Consider the following 18555-nt stretch of genomic DNA (forward strand, 5'->3'; position numbering starts at 1 on the left):
TCGTAAGGATGCCGGAAGATTTGCGTCTGGTGGTGCTGAAGTCATGAATCAATAGACTCGCTAGTACGCCCCAAGAATGCTTCAGCTTTATATTCGGCATGAATATGCTTCCAAAAGCGGCACGATTGTGCTTCCGAGGACACTGGGGCGCGCAATAATATGCCTACAAATGAAAATATAGGGGCCGAAAGGCTCAAGAGGAAGGCTGAGCAGGCTTTGAGAGCTGGCTTAGGCAAGAGGAGCATTGCCGCATGAGCAAAACATCGGGCGAAGCCCAAGCATCGAGCCATGCGCCGCCCAACGCATGGATCAAATTCCTGCGTTCCTATGGTCCCACACCGAACAACACGACGTTGTTCGATGAATATGTCACTGGCGCGCTTGGCAAAGCCAAGGTCAAGCCCATCACTATTTTGAGCCCAGAACTCGAAAAGATCAAAGCGCGCCTCGCGTCTGACGCTCGTTGCTCCATACTCATCGCTGGAACCGCGGGAGACGGCAAGACCTACCATTGCCGTAGCCTGTGGACCGAGCTCGGGGGCTCGCCACAGGCTTGGGCCGATCCAGCCGCCGTCAAAGAGGTGACGCTTGGCGATGGACGCACAGCCATCTTCATTAAGGATTTGAGCGAACTCACCCCGGAGCAAAGCGATGCCGCTTTGGCACTGTTGGAGGCTTCCGTCTTGGGCGCGGAGGATGCGAAATTCCTGGTTGTGGCAGCCAATCATGGGCAAATTTTGGAGCGATTGCGCGACCTAGGCATCAGGCAGGGCCGAACCCACCCGCTTCGCAAGCCCATCCAAGACGCGTTTTTGCAAGCAGGCGAGGCTCCTGCCCGCCTCGCCATTTTCGATCTGAGCCGCGCGACGCATCGGGAAACCTTGGGCGAAGTGCTGTCGGCCGTCGCGAACCATCCCGACTGGGGCAATTGCGGCGGATGCTCGCAGCAGGAGGGCGGCGCTGTCTGCCCGATCTATGAAAACCGCAATCGACTGTTGGGAGAAGCGGATAAGGGCCGCTTCGCGAAGCGGTTGGGCGACGTGGTAGAGGTCGCCCGCCTCAATGGGTGGCATTTGCCGGTGCGCGACATGCTTGCTTTGGCGTCGAACCTGGTGCTGGGCCACCCCGACGCCAAGGAGGGGCTTATGACCTGCTCCGACGTGCCCAAAATCCAAGAAGCGAATCAGGTCGAGCATGCGAGCCTCTACGACAATGCGTTTGGCGCCAACTTGCCTCTGCGTAGGGCCATGAGCAGGCCGGTGTTTCGGGCTCTCGCCGCGTTCGGGATTGGCTCCGAGACCACCAATGCGACTGACGGCCTGATGGTCTACGGTGCGGATGACCCGCAGTTGACGGCGACTTTCGACAGGCTCATGAGGTCCGACCCGGTCTATGGCGCGACGCCCGGCTACCTGGCGTCGCTCGACAGCTATTTGGAGGGCGAGGAGTCGGCTCGGCTGGACTCCGGTTCTGCGGAGTTTTTGGCGCGCCTTCAAACGCAGCGGCGTCGCTTCTTTTTCACGGTGCCCGACGGCGAGCTTGGCTACGGCCACTGGCCCATGACGGCGTTCAGGTTCGCCGGAGACTATCTCTCGATGGTGGACGCGCTGGCCGCTGGCGGAGCAGTGACCGAAGGCGCGCGGGCGCGGTTGGTCAAAGGTCTCAATCGCGTGATGACTGGCTTGCTCATCGAAAACGACGACAAATTGTTCGTGGCCAGCTCGGGAGGCTTCTCCCAGTCAAGGGTGAGCGTGCTCTGCGACACCGAGGCTCCGGCCAAGCGGCAAGGTGGCAAAGGCATGCGGGTTCGGCTTGACCCGCTGACGGCCAGGCCGACCGTCGATGTCGCCTTGGCCCAAGGAGAAGCCAACCCCGCGTCCTTCGCCCTCACGCCCGTGCGCTTCGAATTTCTATGTCGGGTGGCTGAAGGCGCGCTTCCGGGAAGCTTCTCCAACGAGTGCTTGGAGGATATGCTTGCGTTCAAAGCCAAGCTCCTTCGCAAAGAGGAGTTGCTTCGCAAGCGCCTGCTCGCCGAGGATGACGAGCCAGGCTCCGACGAAGGCTCGCTCGCCCTCAATTTTATCGACGTGGAGCAGAGCGGCTTGGGCTTGTCTCGCCGAGTGTCGGTGAGGGCTGCGTCATGAGGCCGCCGATCAAAGAGGTCGAGAAGTTCGCGGTCGATGAGCACATCTGGGGCCATCGTCTTTACGACGAACAGCTCCCGCACTTGGCGGTTCTAGAGTTTATGGGGGTGCTCGCCTCTAACCGCGCGAGCCCGCTGCGCCCGCCTGCGACGGGCGACGTGATGTATCGGCCACAGCGCCAAATTCGCCTGCGCTCGCTGCTGTTCAACAACCCCTACATCGAGATGATCCGCTCGAAAGAGGTGTCCGACGAGGACAAGTGGAAGCAGTGGATGGATCGCTTTACCGAGGATTGCGCGAAGCTTGAAAACGGTGACATGGGCTACCTGCGGACGGTGTTCAACACGTTCGACGATTTCGCAAAGGCAGTCGAGTTGTTGAGGTCGTCCTCGTTCGAAGCGCGAAGCAACAAACGCTGGAGCTCCAAGTTCGTCTTTCCCTTCGGGCCAGACGCCCTCTACGAGGACTTGCGGATCGACGCCGACGGCGGCGCCTCCAACGACCGGCGGTTTTTCGCCCGCACGGGCGAATTGCTCTATCTCATGCTGAGCCGGGCCAGGAATGGCGCCAAGCTTGGAGATCAGTTGGTGGAGCGCCTCTTCGACAGCAAGGCCCCGATGAACAGGCTCGTCCGGGCGCTCCAGGGCGAGACCCAGACGGCCGGCTCGGACAGAGCCGTGGGCTATCTGCCCCACGCCTCGCACCCGAGGTTCGACAGGCTGTGCGACGACTGGCTGGCGATCCTGTCGCGCGACATGCCGGTCTATGACGCTTTGGAGCACCTGATGGCGAGCGCGGGTCTCAATCTTCTGCTCTATTTCCTGGAGTGCGGCAAAGCGCAGTCAGGAGACGTGGAGCCGGTCGAGCTGATTTGCGAAATAGTGTCGCGAGAGCGCACGAAGGTGAGGGCGCTCTCCGGGGAGTCGTATCAATTCAACCAGGGCTTGTCGTTGCGTGCCATCAGGGCGTCCATCGAGGGCGTCCGGCTCACCGACGACTGGACCAGGGCCGGTGCGTCGGAAGAGCCCAATGCGCAGAGCGCCGCGCTCATGAGGTCGTGGTTCCAATGGCCTCCGGAAAATGGATCGGACGGTTCCGTCACGGATGACACAACCGGCGAGATGCTGATCAAGAGCCTTGTGGAGATGGCCGAGTCGCGCCATGAACAGCATTTCGGGAAAATCCATGCAGCGTGGTCGAGAGCGGTGGGGCTGAGTTCCAGGCGCCTCTCGCGGCGCACCCGCTACGCCCCTAACGATAAGCTTCTCAAAACCTTGGTCATTTCGATGGTGGACGACCGCATGCAGTTCGATGAATTCCTCAGCGAAATTCGAAATCGCTATGGCATGGTCATCGGCGACGCGGAAGGCGCGCGCTTGGTCAAGGAGAAGTTGGTGGACCAAGAGGCTTTGAGCGACAACCGCGCGAACTTGGAAACGCGGCTTGTCGGTCTTGGACTCGTGAGGCGCCTGTCGGATTCCTGCTCATTCGTTGAGAACCCATTCACCTTCGAGGTCGCTCAATGATGCTCGCCGACAGAATCATCGGACGCGTCGCGGCCACCATTCTCGACGACCGGCTCGACCATGCGACCCAAGGACAGCACGACCAGCCAGAGTCGGCCGCGATATTTCGTCTCGACAAATTGGCCCCCAGCCAGATCGCGGCTGTCGTGCGCGAGGTTCTTGGAAACGTCAAGCTCGCGGACCGCATCGACATAAAAATCCCTCGCATGCTCGTCGATGGCGAGAATTTGCCTGAGGCCGCCCTCACGCTGATGAACGCGGGCGCCGTTCGAAACGCCGGCACGACGAGGGAAGCTTTGCTCACGGCCAATGGCAACGAACAAGGCCTGGCCGACACGCTCGGGCACGTGACCGCGCTGGGCGCCAAAGAGTTGCGGGCCTACGAAGAGGCTTGGGTCGAGGCGACTTGCCACGTGGCGTCGTTGGCCCCCACGTTTGAAGATCGTAAGGTGTTCCAGTCGGCGCTCAAAGGACTGGTGTCGGTGACTGACATGTCGCTCATTCAGCTCGGCGAGTTTTGCTCCAAGATCGCGGAGGCCTCACATCCCTCCAAGGGGCTCCCTATCCGGTTGGCCATCGGCTGGTCGCTGCCCTGCGTGGATCTGCCCAGGGACACGGCGTTTTTCGGCAACGACAAGACATACGGCCAGCAAGTTGCCCCATGGCGCAAGGCGTTCGAGAAGCTGTATCAAAACCGCTCGCCGCTCCTGGCGCGGCAACGCCCGAACAGCCAACCCATCGACCCCGAGGACATGCGCCAACGGTTCGAAGAGAACATCGCCGCGATCCCCGACGCGGCTCGCGTCGTTCTCGAGTCGTTCATCAATGCTCCGGCCGGCGACAAAGACACGGCATGGGCCGTGGCGGAGTTGGAATGGGAGTCCGACGGCGTCCACCTGATCTTTGAGAAGCCGCGCGAAAAGCTCAAGGGCTTGGCGGACTCCACGATCCATTTCTTCCAGCATGTCTGCGCCGAGAACGACGCTCTGGATGCGCAGTGGCTCAAACATCTTGAAGATTTAAAGGCGCGTGAAAAGCGGTCGGATTGGAACGAGGAGGACGAGGTCTTCTTCAATCTCCATCGCCGCTACCTCGAACAAGACCCCAGGCTCCTGTCCCGATGGGAGAAGGTCATTTACGGTAAGCCCATCGAGTGTGTGGATTTTTTCGAAGGCTTCACCAGCGTGGCTCACCATTTGATCGTGGGCTCCGCCGCGCCCAAGGGCGAGCGATTCTTGCGGATCACCGTCAACAAGGGCCGCAAGGAGTGGCGCGAGAGATTCAATCACGACGTGGGATCGTATTTTTCGGCGATGCATCGGGGGTTGAAGGAGTTGATGGGGTCGAAGGTCGATTGGAAGGTCCTGAAAATGGGGACCGCCGATCTGCCCGATCCGCTCTTCAAATATCCGGCCTATTTCGCCAAAGAGCAGTCGATCTTCAAGGGAAACACAAAACCCGTCGTGTCGATCGCGAAGGCTTCAACGCAGATCAAATTTGAAGTCACCCTCTTGGAGCGCATGGGCGACAAAGAGGAAGTGATCGAGAAGACGCAACTGCTTTGGATGTTCAAGCCTGAATCGATTGGGCTTTCGCTGGTCGATGACATGGGTAGGCTGCGCGAGAAGGGCGCCGTGGGCTGCACCGAAGTTCCGCGCCGGCTCGTGAGCAAGAAGGGCGGGGTCCAGAGCGTGTCGCTGCTCGACACCAACACTTTGGAGGCGACGTTCTCCCGCGACGCCGGCTCGCTGGTGCCGCCTCCCGCAAAGATGAAAAGTTTGCGGGCCGACATCAAATCCCGGATCAAAGATCTGGCGGACGAGGGACGCCTCACGCCGGATCAGCGCGACACGTTGCGCTCGGCATGGGATGAGTTCGAGTCGGATTACATCAAAGCCATGGATGATTTCATCTCTGTGGGGCTGCATGGGGAGGCTGTGCTCAAACAGGCCGACTCGTTCGCGGCGTTGCTCCGGGCTTTGTCGGTGCATGCGCGGGGTGACGTGTGCCGTTCGCGCTTGGTGGCCGAAATATTGACGATTGGGACGGTGCGCGTCGCTGGCGAGCAGCCGTGTGTGATCATCCCCCCGTGGCACCCGGAGCGCATGAAAGCTCTGGCAGTGAAGACCCGCCGCGTGGCGGGCCTCGTCACCCATATGCTGGCGGGCCAAAACGTTCTTTTTGGCGACCGGGGAATTTTCTTCCGCGAGTTCGCGGAGGAGTTGGCCCATCCGTTCTATCCGGAGATCGCAGTCGTGCAGCGCAGCGGCGCTCCCGTGCTTCTCTCCGAAAGCAGCACAGTCAATGGATACAGCTTGCTCGAGCGCCCCGTGCGCGGCGACGAGGATATGCTCACGGACGTCGATCCCGCCGAGGCGGCCAAGCAGGTCCAAGAGCTCTTGGGACGCTACGTCGGCCTCCAGCCGCATGAGGCGGCCAATCTGAGCGTGCTGCTCTACAACGCCGACGCGGCCGAGCTTCCCCTGGCGGTGGTGCGCGAGCTCTCGCCGATCCAATCGGAGTCGGAGTTCCAGTGCGCGGTCGCAGTCCGACACCGGGACCCATCCAAGCTTCGACGCGTGTATGCCGAGCTAGTCACCAAAGCCGGGGACGATCCCGACTTGCCGGTGGTGAGCGAGACTTCGGAGAACTTCATCTCGAAGCTGCGCATCGCAGTGGTGCCCTCGTCCTCCACTCCATCGACGGCCAACGCCACCTTCAAGCCCTTCGACATCGCGTTCCTTCACGACGTGGTCTCGCGCACTGCCGCTGCCGAATGGATCCCAGTGGATTGGGCGAACGAGCGGCCGAGCCTTGAGCATGCGCCGTCCCGCTGGTCCTACCGAAGCGTTTCAGGCGAGAACGAACTCAAATCGACCACGTTCCTAACCTGCCCGAGGCAGACCGCCACGGGGTGGGCCTATGTGGGAGCTGTGGGTTCAGTCGCCCGTCAAACCGACCTGATCGATGGGCAGCGGTTCATGCCAGCCAGACGCATATCTGTGCAGAGCCAGGCACTCAGCGAGACATTGAGCGACGCGCACGCGCTCGCCGAATGGGTCGCGACCTACGATGAGCTGCTCGACAAGCGGCAGCTGCAGGCGAATGGCGTGACCATCGTCAGGTATCGCCGCGCATCGACCAATGGTCGCAACATGATCGTGAGCTCCACTTCGGAGCTGCGCCTGCTGAGCGTGCTGACCCGGAGGCGCCTGACCGAACTCGGCCTAGCGATGCCGCCCGAGCAGTTCGACGACTTGGCCACCCGCATCAAGAAGGATGCCTTGTCGGTGTCCGGAGACATTGTCCTGAGGGCGGCCAAGCGCGGCGTGTCGGCCGGCGAGATGCTGGGTCTGGTCATGAGCCGCTACTTGATCCACAGCGAGTTCAAGGCGCTGTCGAGCGCGGCTCCGCAAGCCTTCACGGTGTTCTTTTTGCTCGACGACTACGCGGGATGGCTGGCTCAAAAAGAAAATCGAATCGCCGACATTCTGGCTCTTTGCGTCGAAGAGCGCGATGGGGTGCCCCACCTGCACATCGCAGTGGTGGAGTCGAAATATGTGGCATCTGCAGGGGCCGCCGAGGCGAAAAAATCTTCGCGCGCGCAGCTATTGGCGACGCTGTCCACGTTTCGGGCCGCCATTTTCGGCGATCCTGGGCGCCTGGACCGGGACGTGTGGCTTTCGCGACTCGCTGACTTGCTCATCGACGCGGACGTGCCGCCTGGCTGCTCTGGGTTGTTGGAGCGCGCGCGCTCGGAGCTGCGCGAGGGAAAGGCCAAGATTTCGCTGCGGGGCTATTCGCACGTCTTTATCCATTCAGCCGACGCCGGGGCAAGCGGCTCCGCGGCTGAGCAATCCCTCATCGAGAGCGACCAAGGCGTGGAGGCCTGGCAAGAAGTGTTCGACCGCCCGGAGCTTCGCGGCCTGGTGGAGAGCTACGCGTTCAAAGCTGATCCGGCCTCGGTTCGGGCGAAACTCGGACCCATGGAACCCTGGCTTGCCATGGACGCCAAGGAGCCCGCCGCGCGCGTCACATGGACCGCGATGATGGATTTGCTCGCCGTGGGCGCGGAGCCGATGCCGGGAGTGGCGGACGTGGACCTTCCCCGAGATGATCCATCGCCCGAGGAGGTCGAAGAACCTGAAGCCACGCCTGCAGAGCCGGCCCCGGTCCATGTCCCGGCAGCCGTTGCGGTCGCTGACAGTCCTGCTCTTCCTCAACCCCCTGGCGATGGCTCCAACGCCCTCGCGGACCTGATCGCATTCAAGTCGGCCGCTTTGGCCGGAAAGGTCGACGAGCGGGGAGCGTGGGCCGATGAGATGACCCGCAAGCTGAAAACTGCGCTCAATGGCTATGGGCTCCAAGCGGCGGTGCTAGGAACTCGGCTTACGCCCAATGGATGCTTAGTCCGCCTCGCTGGGTCCGACAAGCTTCGCGTGGAGGACATCGAAGCTAAGAGGATGCAACTGCTCACCACGCACGCCATCAACCTGGTGACAGTCCAGCCGAAGCCTGGCGAGATCGTGGTGACGATGGCCGGCGAGAAACGCCAGTCGGTCTCCCTTTGGGATTTGTGGGCGAAGCGCGAGATCAATCGCAACGCAGCCGGCATCAACACCTCGTTTGTGCTGGGCCTCCAAGAGATTAATGGATCGTTGCTGTATTTGAATCTCGGCGGGGAGTTCGGCGGATTGTCTTCGCATGAGCCCCATTCGCTTGTCGCTGGGGCCACCGGCAGCGGCAAGTCGGTCCTCATCCAGGCAATCTTGCTTGACATCGCTGCGACGAATCCCAGGGACCTCGCGCAAATCATCCTCATCGATCCGAAGATGGGCGTGGACTACTCCGCTTTGGAGGACTTGCCTCACATGAGGGAGCCCATCGTCACGACGCGCGAGCGGGCGACCGCGGTTCTCGAAGCGCTGGTCGAAGAAATGGAAAACCGGTATCGGCTATTTGCCGGAGCCAGGGCTCGCGACTTGACGACTTTTAACGCGAAGGCGGAATCAGAGAGTCGCCTGCCGATGCTGTTTCTCGTTCATGACGAGTTTGCTGATTGGATGCTGGACGATGGTTACAAGCAGGCTGTGAGCGCCGCCGTGCAGCGGCTGGGAGTGAAGGCGCGAGCGGCTGGAATTCACCTTATCTTTGCGGCTCAACGTCCTGACAAAGATGTGATGCCGATGCAGTTACGAGAAAATTTAGGCAACCGCTTAATCTTGAAAGTGGCTAGCGAAGCGACATCCAAAATCGCGCTGGACCGCCCGGGAGCCGAGATGCTTTTGGGCAAGGGGCATATGGCTGCGAAGCTTAATGGCGAACAGGGCTTGGTGTTTGCGCAAGCGCCATTCCTCTCCGATCAAGACATTGACGCTGCTGTCTCGGCAATAAAGGCTGCCGCAGTAATCAACTAAAAATTCGAAATATTTCATCAGGAGACGGATCGTGAAGGTGGAGCAAAAGAGTTGGACGATAGAGGAGCTTGTAGCTCAAAAAGACAAGATTGAGCTCAACCCAGTGTGGCAACGCGGACCTGCATGGAAGCCGCCACGCCAGGTTTTGTTACTGGACTCCATACTGCGCGGAATGGATATCCCAAAGGTTTACTTGCGGAAGCTTTCGCATGGAATGTTTACTCACGACGCAGTTGATGGGCAGCAGCGATTGCGCGCGATCTGGACATTCCACGCAGGCGGTATCGCCCTAGTTCACTCTGATGTTCTACCTTCAATCGACGGGGAGGAAATCAATGGGAAAAAGTTCGGACAACTAAGCGTTAAGCTCCGCAATAGATTTGAGGCATTTGTCGTCTCGATTGGCGAGATTACTGCGTCCAAAACCGAGGAGATACGAAATCTTTTTGCTCGGCTTCAAATGGGCGTTTCGCTCAATCCAGCAGAGCTCAGAAATGCCATGGATGGCCCGCTTCGATATTCAATAGATTCAACGGCAAGGCTTCATGCATTTTTTCAGAACTGTAAAATTTCATCTGATCGCTTCAAGCATCTTGACTATGCCGCACATGTCTATGCGATGGCGGCCTACCAGGGCCAGCGCGACATCAAAGCACCGGACCTCCGTGCCATGGTCACTGAATATGGCGCAGACCGAGGGGAAGAAGTTCTGCAATTGTCCGAAGCAGTTGATGACGCCCTCACTGTGCTCGCTGAAGTGAATGCGGAACTCAAACTTTCGATAATTCAGAAATGGATATTCGTAGATCTCTGCTGGTTGATCATGCAATACCAGCAAGATGGCCGAGTCCCGACTGTCTCAAGAATTGTTCGCCGCTTCCAGCACTTCGAATCGCTTCGCCGGTTGCATCTTTCTAATCCTGCTAAATTGCTTCGCGCAGGCGGACATGATGGGCTCACTCCTGCACTGAGCAAGCATCTCTACCGGTATATCGTTGCCTTCCAGTCGCAGGGCGGCACGCATGGCAATTTGGTAATTCGCAACAATGCGATCAAAGCGTTTTTCAGATAAGGATTGACTCAGAATGGCTTTTGAAGAAAAACGAATTCCTAGCTCTCTGCGTGAGGCATACCGGGACAAACGCTGCGCAATTTTAGTTGGTGCCGGCGCCTCAAAAGGAGCCGGGTTGCCTTTGTGGGGCGAATTCTTGGGTCAACTGGTTGAGGCTGCGGAAGGCGACAACCTTATCGAAAAAGATCGCGCCGATATGTATAAGAGTCTTTTGGTGCGGCCAGAAAAGTTCCTGATGGTCGCGGCCGCTATCAAGGCTCAACTAGGAGCCCTCTTCGACACTACCGTAGAACGAATTTTTACCAAGTCCGGTGCCAAACCGACGGATCTTCATCATGCATTAGCAAAGTTGGAAAATTTGCCGTTTGTTTTGACTATCAACTACGACTCGTTGATCGAAGAGGCATTCATGGCCGCCGGCAAGCCTGTCACGCCGAGCTCTTTCGTTGATGCTGGCGATGTGCACCGCAGGTTATCTAGACGAGAATTTTTCCTGTTAAAAGCGCATGGGGATGCCAATAGAGTTGGCAATGGCATTGTCCTTACTGAAGTGGACTACCGAACCTTGCTTTATGGCAACCCGGGATACCGCAGTTTGCTGTCGGTGATGTTCACCATGTATTCAATAGTTTTTGTTGGCGCGTCAATGGCTGACCCTGAGATTAATCTGTTGCTCGGATATATCTCAGATGCTTTTTCAAGCACTTCCGGCCCTGTTCATTACGCCCTTTTAGCTGATGAAGACATAAGCGACGCAGAGAAAGAGCGGTGGCTGGTGGATTTCAAAGTTCAAATCATCAAGATTTCGAAAGCTGACAACTATTTGGAGCTAACGGAATTTCTTCAAGTGCTTGCTAAGTGTTAAGGCGAGCCATGACTCAGTCCGTATCAAATTGATAGATACCTTTATGAAATGCGAATTCGCCCTGGATATGAAGGTCTTTGATGTATTCGATGGTGCACCCCTCCAGATATCTCTCAAACTCGATTCCATTGGCGCCCTCTAGCGCCCGGTAATCGTGGGATTCAAACCCTGGACTGAAACCGCGCAGAATTATCTGGATGTATAGACCGGAGATTCTGCATGCATGCCTGAGAAGTTGTTGGAGCTCCTCACCATCTGTGAATCCTCCGAAATCCTCCGGAGGGCCAAACGGGAACAGGCCATGCGCCGTATGGTTTCGCAGATTTCTAACCAAATGGAGCGCGTGGCTTTTTTTGCTTTCAACGCCAGGATCCATTCCGCTTAACTCAGCAGGGTGATTTGCTACATACCTGAGGAATAGGTCGATGAAATTCGATGTTAGATGATCGAAATTCTTTGGCTGAAGATGGGTTTTGCGATCCAGAAGATCGTCGATCAACTGAGCCGCTCGAAGACTACTGCTCCGCTTTTGCGATGACTTCCCAAGCGGCTTGCGGGCTATGAAAGAGGGATATTCGCAATCGATCAATCGATAGGCTTCTTCAAGCCCATTGCAAACAAACAAAAATCTCGTGAGATTTGTAGCTTGGGATGTGTAGTGCTCTGAATGGGAGTCGATGGCGTCGGCAGCCGTTCCACAAAAGCCGGCGTCTGCATCAGAAAACTTCCAGGCGTTAACTTTGACTTCTTCCAGCTGAGAAGCTAATCGAAGCCAATCGCCAATAGTTTCAGTGCGCACGATTACGGTCCCGTGCTCATTGGTATATTGCGCCCTATTGCCTAAAAGCGAAGCGGCTTCGCTGAGCTCCATAAGGTGCTCTGAAAGTCCGCGAACTTTGGAGCAAATGGGGCAAATTGCCACTGGCTTCATCTGGGTTCTTATCGAGTCGAGCTGGCCAAAGCAGTTGAAAAGTTATTTATGGCACACAACACACGCGCCGCCACCTTCGTCCTCGCCGAATATCTCGTCGATATCCTCGATTGCATCGACCGGCCGCAGAGGATTCACGGGACGGCTCGCCATGTCGCGTTGTTTGCGACGTTCAAAGTCGGTGACGATCTGAATGACGCGAGCGGGCTTTTCCAGTTCGGTCAGTGATTCGCGCTGAGTCCAGGTGAAGGGTGAGCCGTGCTCAAGGGCGTTCTTCTCATAGAGCTTCGCTTCTTCGAATGCTTCGGGGTGACGCTCTTTGAGGCGGACCCATTCGATTTTCTGCTGGAAAAAACAGAAGGTGCAGCCGCTGCGCGAGCGCCAGTCGTAATATTTGGGCAGGCCCACTCCTGACGAGTCGAGGATGTCCATGACGCCGCGCTTGTCGATGCCAGCATCGCGGAAGGGCAAGCTGACTTTCAAGTTGTCGTGCTTGGAGGTGTAGCCCTCGCGGTATTCCTCGTCGGAGCGGATCGCCACATAGGTCGTGACTTTGTCGCCGGCATTGAGCATCGGTCGAATCCACTGCTCAAATGGGGCCAGCTTCAATTGGCGAGTGCACCAACGCGTCTGAGCCGAGGGCAAAAAGTTGTGATACTCGCGCAGCCAGAAATCGAAGTCGCGGCGCGGGTTTAAACGCAGGATGGGCTTGCCCAAGAATCCTTCGAGGCGGCCAAGAAACTCGTAGACCTCCGGCAGTTCCTTGCCGGTGTCGGTGAAGAAATATTCGACATCGAGCTCAGGGTGGTTTTGCCGCACGAAGACCGCGAGCGCCGCGCTGTCCTTGCCGCCGGAAATACCCAGGACATGTTTGTCAGCCATGCGATTTCTCCTTCTTTGAGTCGTCATCGACAGTGAGCCTCATGCCGGCTCGGGCCAATACAGCCAGCAGCACGTTGGTGTCCATGCCGCCAGATTTCAAATCCAGCGCGAGCTTGTCCGCCATGGTTTCCACGGTTTCGCGATGACGGTCCGAGAGCGAGAACGCCCTCGACACGGTGATGGTCTCGGCGCCCGCTCCCATGACCACCGCGAAGGCCTCGCTGGTGGGCTTGCGGCCTTTGACCGCGACGAAGGCTTCGGCTTGCCTGAACCGCAGGGCGGCCTGGGCGATTTCGAGTTGGGCCGCGTCGATATCGCGGTCGTTCCAATCGCGAGGGGGCTTGTTTGCCGCCAGGCTCAGGATGCCCTCCATGCTTTCCTTGGTTCCATCGTGCTTCGAGAGCCTGGCCGCGAAAGCGTCTTGGCGCAGATCGCCCGTCACGCTTTCGACCGCGAAGGCCCTGGCTTGCAGCCGGTCGAGCCGGTCCGCCGGAGCGTCGAGGGCCCCGAGCATGGATGCCTCTATGTTCTTCAAAAGTGCGTCGTAAGCGCCCGAAATCTCGACGATGGGACCTCGGAGGGCATTGACGTAGGAAGCGCCACCAGGGCTCTCCAAAATGGCCGCCAAATCGATAAAGAGAACCTTGTGCGGGTCATGCGCCTTCAAAAGCGTGTCTCTCACGAGCTTGGCCTCGGGGCTGATCCGGTGCGTCCTTTGGCTCCATGCGGGGAGCCCCACAACTAGGGCCACGAGGCCACGCGCCGCTTCAAGGGGGTCGCGGGCGCCGGAGGCGGCGCCAACCTGCGCGAGGATTTCAGAGATGCCAGAAAGGACGCTCGTCTTTTCTGCGTCGATGACGATCCAGCGCATGGAGAAGCGTTTCTCATCTTGCAGGTATTCGTCGATGTCGGCGTCGGTCATTCTTGGAATGAAGATGCCGTCCTTGTAGACCGCCACATTGCCTTTGTGCGCCAACAAGAATGCAGTCAAAAGAACGGGGACAACGCCGTTGCGCACTCCAAACGGGGGAGCGGCCCACATTGCGGTGATGTCGATGGCCTTCACTCGCGCGTCGATGCTCGCGAACATTTTCTTGGTCTCGTCCCAAAGCTTCAAAAACGTGGGCGAGCGCTCTTCGGTAGGAGGCAGAAAACGCCAGATGCCGTTCTCGTCTTGGCGGTGGAGGCCAGTGGCCCTCAATAGCGTCTCATACAGGCCGCGTTCAGCGGGGAAGCCTTCAATGCCAAGCGCCGCTTCTTCCTCATGCGTCAGCATGCGGTGAAGGAGGTCTCGCCGTCCTTTGACGCTATTGCTTGAAGGACTCTCGCGATTGACTAACTCGCTCCAAATCTCAGGAGCCGACTCATAGACCACGTCAGCCAGATTGGATGCCAGTTGGGACAGCCTGATGCCGGCCACCGGCTCCATTTCCTCGGCCATCCATGAGGCCTGCGACACCGCCGCGCGAAGCTGCTCTTCGAGGTTCGCCCGCACTGACGACAGCCTAGCTTGGACTTCGCGCCGAGCGACTTTGTCGCCGCCAAGCTCATGGCGCGATTGCACGTGCTGCAAAGCGAGGAGCTCCGCGCCAAGATCTTCGATGCGCGTATGGTTCGGCGGCACGCCTACGGCGATGGGCCAGGGCTTCACTCGCGAATGCTCCAGTCCTTGGCGCACGGCCGTTTTGTGATTGGCGGAGCGGCCAGGGAGCGCGAGGAGGAATTGCCCGAACGCGCCTTTTTGCGGCTTGAAGTTCGCGGCGATCCTCTCGACGTCCTCCAAACGGCACAGTGCCATGTCCATCCAACGCATGGTGCCGGTGTGGTGATAGTGGCGTTTGGCGATGACCGGATAAAGGTTGGTCAGACTCGACAGCAATGCGAAGTCCACGCCGGGGAGAGCTCCCCGAGCTTGCGAAATCGCCGATTCGATGTCGAAATCGCTGCCTTCGAAAACTGACCAGGCGTTGATGTGCTTCTTGAAGAGGACGATCTTCCAAGCGGCCAGTTGCTCCAAGGTGTCTTCCACCTTTTTCTTGGAGTGGTCGTAGAGCACCGACACCAACACGCTCGCTTCGGCCGCGAGGCCTGAGCCGTTGCGGAAGAGGTCGATCACGGCGATGCTTTTGATCAAAGCCAAGGAGGTGGAGTCGCTCGTCTTCGCCTCTGTGCGCTCGACCGCCTCTACTGCCTGCGCCCATCGGTGGCCGTCGGGGGAAGAAAGAATCGCGGGTTCGAGGTTGGCCCGCAGGTAGTCCCAATAATTGTCGGGTCGATACCAGGTCGCGGTCGCCAGCGAAGTCGATTCCAGGTAGGAGCGGAAACCGAATGGCTCGACCGAAGCCAGGAAACCAAAGGTGCTTCGTTCGTTCTGCCCAAATTGCCGCTTGGATATGGGACCGAGAAGGGCGGCCATCGCGGGATGCAACGGCCAGCACAAATTCAGGGCCTCGCCAAAGTCGGCGCCCACAGCGGGTCGGCGGGCTCGGATGGAATCGGCGATGGCGTTGGACGCCTTGAGCATCCAGAACGGGCGCTTGTCCGCGACGATGGCCCGGCCGATGAGCTCCACCACTTCGTCGCTTGCGGCGACTAATGGAATATCGGAGAACCGCCCTTGGACCTTGGACCAATCGTCCCTCGTGTCGATGCCAAGGCGCGTCGCGTATTGGCTGAACGATTGATGCAGTATGCCGACCACGACGATCCTGCCTTTTGAGCGGGAAGCTGCCTCGGCCAATTCCTGGAAGAAATAAACATCGTCACCAACGCCCAGCGCGGCGGCTTCGAGGAACTTGCCCATCTCGTCGATGATGACGAGGACGCCTTCATGCTCTTTGGATTCGGCGGCTTCGCACAGGTCCTCGATAAGCCCGGTGGCAGTGGCCTTTTTGCCTTCATTGCCTAGGCCCAACGCTTTTCGCATGCCCCGCGAGAGCTCTTGGACGACGCTAGCGCGCTTGCCGACGATGGGGATGGCGAGCCAGCCTTTGCGGCAAGGCAACGCTTTGTCAAACGTTGGCTGCGCGTCCAGGCGCAGGACTTCTCGAGCTTTCGCGCGCAGCGCTTTGTTGGGGCCGAGAGCGCTCGCGAGGGCCACGGCCAAGGAGGATTTTCCTCCGCCAAATGGTCCCGTCCACGTGAATGCCCGTTGATTGGTGTCGGCGATTTGCCGGCACATCCCCTCTAGCACTCCCGACGCCGTGCCATGGCAGATGTAGCCATCCAACGCGTCCGGGCGGCCGTAGTCGATGTCGATGCGGATCGAGCGTTGGTAATGCCGAGCGATGCGAACGATGTCGCTGAGTTTGTCGTGCGCCTCAGCCATAAGCTCTTTCGATCATGGCTTCACTGAGGCCGGCCATCTTTTCTTCTTTGCGGTGCACCTGCCTGAGCCCCGCGGTGTCCGTCCATGACAAGGCCCCTTTGGTGAGGGCGTCCAAATTGAGGAGTCTCTCGGCCACGGAATCCTCGTCAAGCTTGAACACTCGTCCGGGGGAGCCTTCGCCATAAGCGATGGACTCGAATGCAAGCGAACTCAGGCCGGGGGCCGCGGTTTTCCAATAATCGAGCAAAGCGTAGGTGAACATGCCGTCGCTGAGGGTGGCCTTGGGGCCGCGACGAAACGCGAAGTGTCCACGGTGCTCCTCATAGATCAAGCCGAGCTCGGCGAGCATCGGCTCAGCGTAGTCCTCGGGAGTGCCACCCGACAGGCGCGGGGCATAGCTGCGAATGCAGGTCTCTATGTCCCTCGACAGCGTGGCGGGCGACAGCTTGCGATTGGCGTCGAGCCGGCGGGCGTATTCCGCTAGCGGTGCCTCAAGCTCTTCGCGGGAGAAGATCGGAGAGGTGACGTGGTTAAAAAGCCAATGCCACGTGGTTGCGCGGTTGCCTTTGCCCGCGAGCCACCAATGCGCATACCAAGCGGTGTTGGGGTTCTCTGAATATGGGTCCAAACCCGCATCGTCAAAGATGGCGATGGCAGTCTTAGTGATTGTGTAGCCGTTGGGAGCGTCATCACGCATTACGTCGCATGCCAACGCCCAATGACGGATCGCAGCCACCATGTTTTTGCCGACACCAAATGAGGAGATGGCATTTTCGTCAGCAAAAACAGTCTTGGGGACAACGTGGCCGACAGACTGCTCGAATGCTTTTTTGAGCCACATCTGACGCAGCGGGAAGGTCTCATGCCCTGAAAAGTGGGCTGTTGGGCCGGCCGTTTTTTTGTTTTTCCCCATAGCGGGATTCTAACTGGAGACCTTCACCAGGCGACGGGTCTGTGACGTCACAAAATGGCTGTGCACACGTCTGCACTGTGCGGAAATAGTAATGCTGAAATCGTCACAAAAATAAGCCTCTCAGCCGATGTTCAGAGGGAAAACGCTTAGTTCAAGTCATTGTGATACTCGATTGCTGTGATTATATACAGTATTCAGCTGGCTATGTTATTAGTAGCTGCAAACCCCTGCGGAGTAAGGAGGGGGATTTGGCCCGTTTTGTGGACATATTTCAGCTTCCTGTGCAAAGCTGCTCGAATGCCGGTGGGCCCAGCAGGCCAAGATGCACGTGGTTGCGGCATCGAGAAACCCGAAAAGGGTCTACGAAGCGGGTCAAGTCCAGTACGGTTGGCTTCCATCGCGTCCAGGGCCAGAGCAATGTCGGCAGTGTTCTTTCCGGAGGCGTATTGATTGCAAACACGGGATGAAGGCCAGGCGAACTAGCGCCTCCTGAGACTTGCTGGCCAGCCAGAAAGCTGCCAGTGGTGAGCGTCAGCAAGCACTGCAAAGCGACCGGGTCAATGGTCATCAACCAGCAGTCCGGTCAACGAATACTGGAACGGCGGTCAGTTTGCACCGGTATTCGCAAAACCATGCCCATTCATCATTCTCGCGTCGAATACGCGGCTGTTGTGAACTCTATTAAGTGCGCTCCGCTTAAGATGAAGCGTTTGTTGTGAACTCTATTACTTTGTTGTGAACTCTATTAAGTTGAACCAGGGCGCCTTTGACGCGGCCATTGTCGATCTGGATGGCACCATGGTGGACACCGTGGGAGACTTTGTGGCCGCGCTCAACCTGATGCTGGCGGATTTTTCCGAGGAGGGCTTCAAGGCACGTCCGCTGGATGCCGCCACGGTGGGCCGCATGGTCGGGAAGGGCTCGGAGCATTTGGTCCGCTCGGTATTGAATCACCTTCGGGTCCAGGAAAGTCAGGCATCTCCAGCTATTAATTCAGCAGCCAATTACGATCGGGCCTATGCGGGCTATCAACGGCACTATGACCGCATCAGTGGCCTGCATTCGGTGGTCTATCCGGGTGTTCCGGAAGGGCTGCGGGGCTTGCAGCGGGCCGGGCTCAAGCTGGCCTGCGTGACCAACAAGCCGGCGGCCTTTGCGCGCCCGCTGCTCAAGCTCAAGGGGTTGGAGGATTTTTTTGCCGAGGTGTTTGGCGGGGATTCGTTCGAGCGCAAGAAGCCTGACCCGCTGCCGCTGCTGAAAACCTGCGAGGCCCTGGGAACCCGACCGGGCCGCACCTTGATGATTGGCGACTCCAGCAATGATGCCCGGGCTGCCCGCGCGGCCGGTTGTCCCGTGGTGCTGGTCACTTACGGCTACAACCACGGCGAGCCGGTGCGTGCCGTGGATGCTGATGGGTTTGTCGACTCGCTGGCGCAGTTGCAATGGCAATAGCAATGGCCGCCATGACGGGTGCGGC

The 18555-nt window shown here is 58.6% G+C and carries 10 protein-coding genes; 6 read left to right on the forward strand and 4 right to left on the reverse strand.

Going from position 1 to position 18555, the window contains the following annotated elements; translation table 11 throughout:
• The first annotated feature begins 251 nt into the window (after positions 1-251).
• The 5 genes from AC1DUR_RS21260 to AC1DUR_RS21280 are packed head-to-tail and all read left to right on the forward strand — an operon-like array spanning position 252 to position 11024.
• On the forward strand, positions 252-2144 hold the full coding sequence (locus AC1DUR_RS21260; protein ID WP_477722112.1) for a hypothetical protein: 1893 nt from the start codon (positions 252-254) through the stop codon (positions 2142-2144).
• Positions 2141-3670 (forward strand): methylation-associated defense system protein MAD7 family protein, encoded by a 1530-nt coding sequence (locus AC1DUR_RS21265; RefSeq protein ID WP_477722113.1) that lies wholly within the window; start codon positions 2141-2143, stop codon positions 3668-3670. The genes AC1DUR_RS21260 and AC1DUR_RS21265 overlap by 4 nt, the downstream gene beginning before the upstream one ends.
• A complete protein-coding gene (locus tag AC1DUR_RS21270) occupies positions 3667-9087 on the forward strand; it encodes an FtsK/SpoIIIE domain-containing protein (RefSeq protein ID WP_477722114.1) in 5421 nt (1806 codons plus the stop codon). Before AC1DUR_RS21265 ends, AC1DUR_RS21270 begins: the two co-directional genes overlap by 4 nt.
• Positions 9088-9118: 31 nt before the next feature.
• Positions 9119-10159 carry a DUF262 domain-containing protein gene (locus AC1DUR_RS21275; RefSeq protein WP_477722115.1) on the forward strand — a complete coding sequence of 347 codons (1041 nt, stop codon included), beginning with the start codon at positions 9119-9121 and terminating at the stop codon, positions 10157-10159.
• Between the two features lie 13 nt (positions 10160-10172).
• Positions 10173-11024, forward strand: a complete 852-nt coding sequence (locus AC1DUR_RS21280) for an SIR2 family NAD-dependent protein deacylase (RefSeq protein WP_477722116.1) — start codon at positions 10173-10175, stop codon at positions 11022-11024.
• A 13-nt stretch (positions 11025-11037) separates the two neighbouring features.
• Here AC1DUR_RS21280 and AC1DUR_RS21285 read toward each other — a convergent pair whose 3' ends face one another.
• The 4 genes from AC1DUR_RS21285 to AC1DUR_RS21300 form a co-directional block, all read right to left on the reverse strand.
• Positions 11038-11895, reverse strand: a complete 858-nt coding sequence (locus AC1DUR_RS21285; protein ID WP_477722117.1) for a hypothetical protein — start codon at positions 11893-11895, stop codon at positions 11038-11040.
• A 102-nt stretch (positions 11896-11997) separates the two neighbouring features.
• Entirely contained in the window at positions 11998-12837 is an 840-nt protein-coding gene (locus AC1DUR_RS21290) for a phosphoadenosine phosphosulfate reductase domain-containing protein (RefSeq protein ID WP_477722118.1), read from the reverse strand.
• Positions 12830-16165 (reverse strand): ATP-binding protein, encoded by a 3336-nt coding sequence (locus AC1DUR_RS21295; RefSeq protein ID WP_477722119.1) that lies wholly within the window; start codon positions 16163-16165, stop codon positions 12830-12832. The genes AC1DUR_RS21290 and AC1DUR_RS21295 overlap by 8 nt, the downstream gene beginning before the upstream one ends.
• On the reverse strand, positions 16158-17078 hold the full coding sequence (locus AC1DUR_RS21300) for a DUF4007 family protein (protein WP_477722120.1): 921 nt from the start codon (positions 17076-17078) through the stop codon (positions 16158-16160). The genes AC1DUR_RS21295 and AC1DUR_RS21300 overlap by 8 nt, the downstream gene beginning before the upstream one ends.
• 735 nt (positions 17079-17813) lie before the next feature.
• Here AC1DUR_RS21300 and gph point away from each other — a divergent pair.
• Positions 17814-18530, forward strand: a complete 717-nt coding sequence (gene gph, locus AC1DUR_RS21305) for a phosphoglycolate phosphatase (RefSeq protein WP_477722121.1) — start codon at positions 17814-17816, stop codon at positions 18528-18530.
• Positions 18531-18555: the final 25 nt, after the last annotated feature.

It is taken from the genome of Polaromonas sp. P4_F4 (assembly GCF_056401355.1).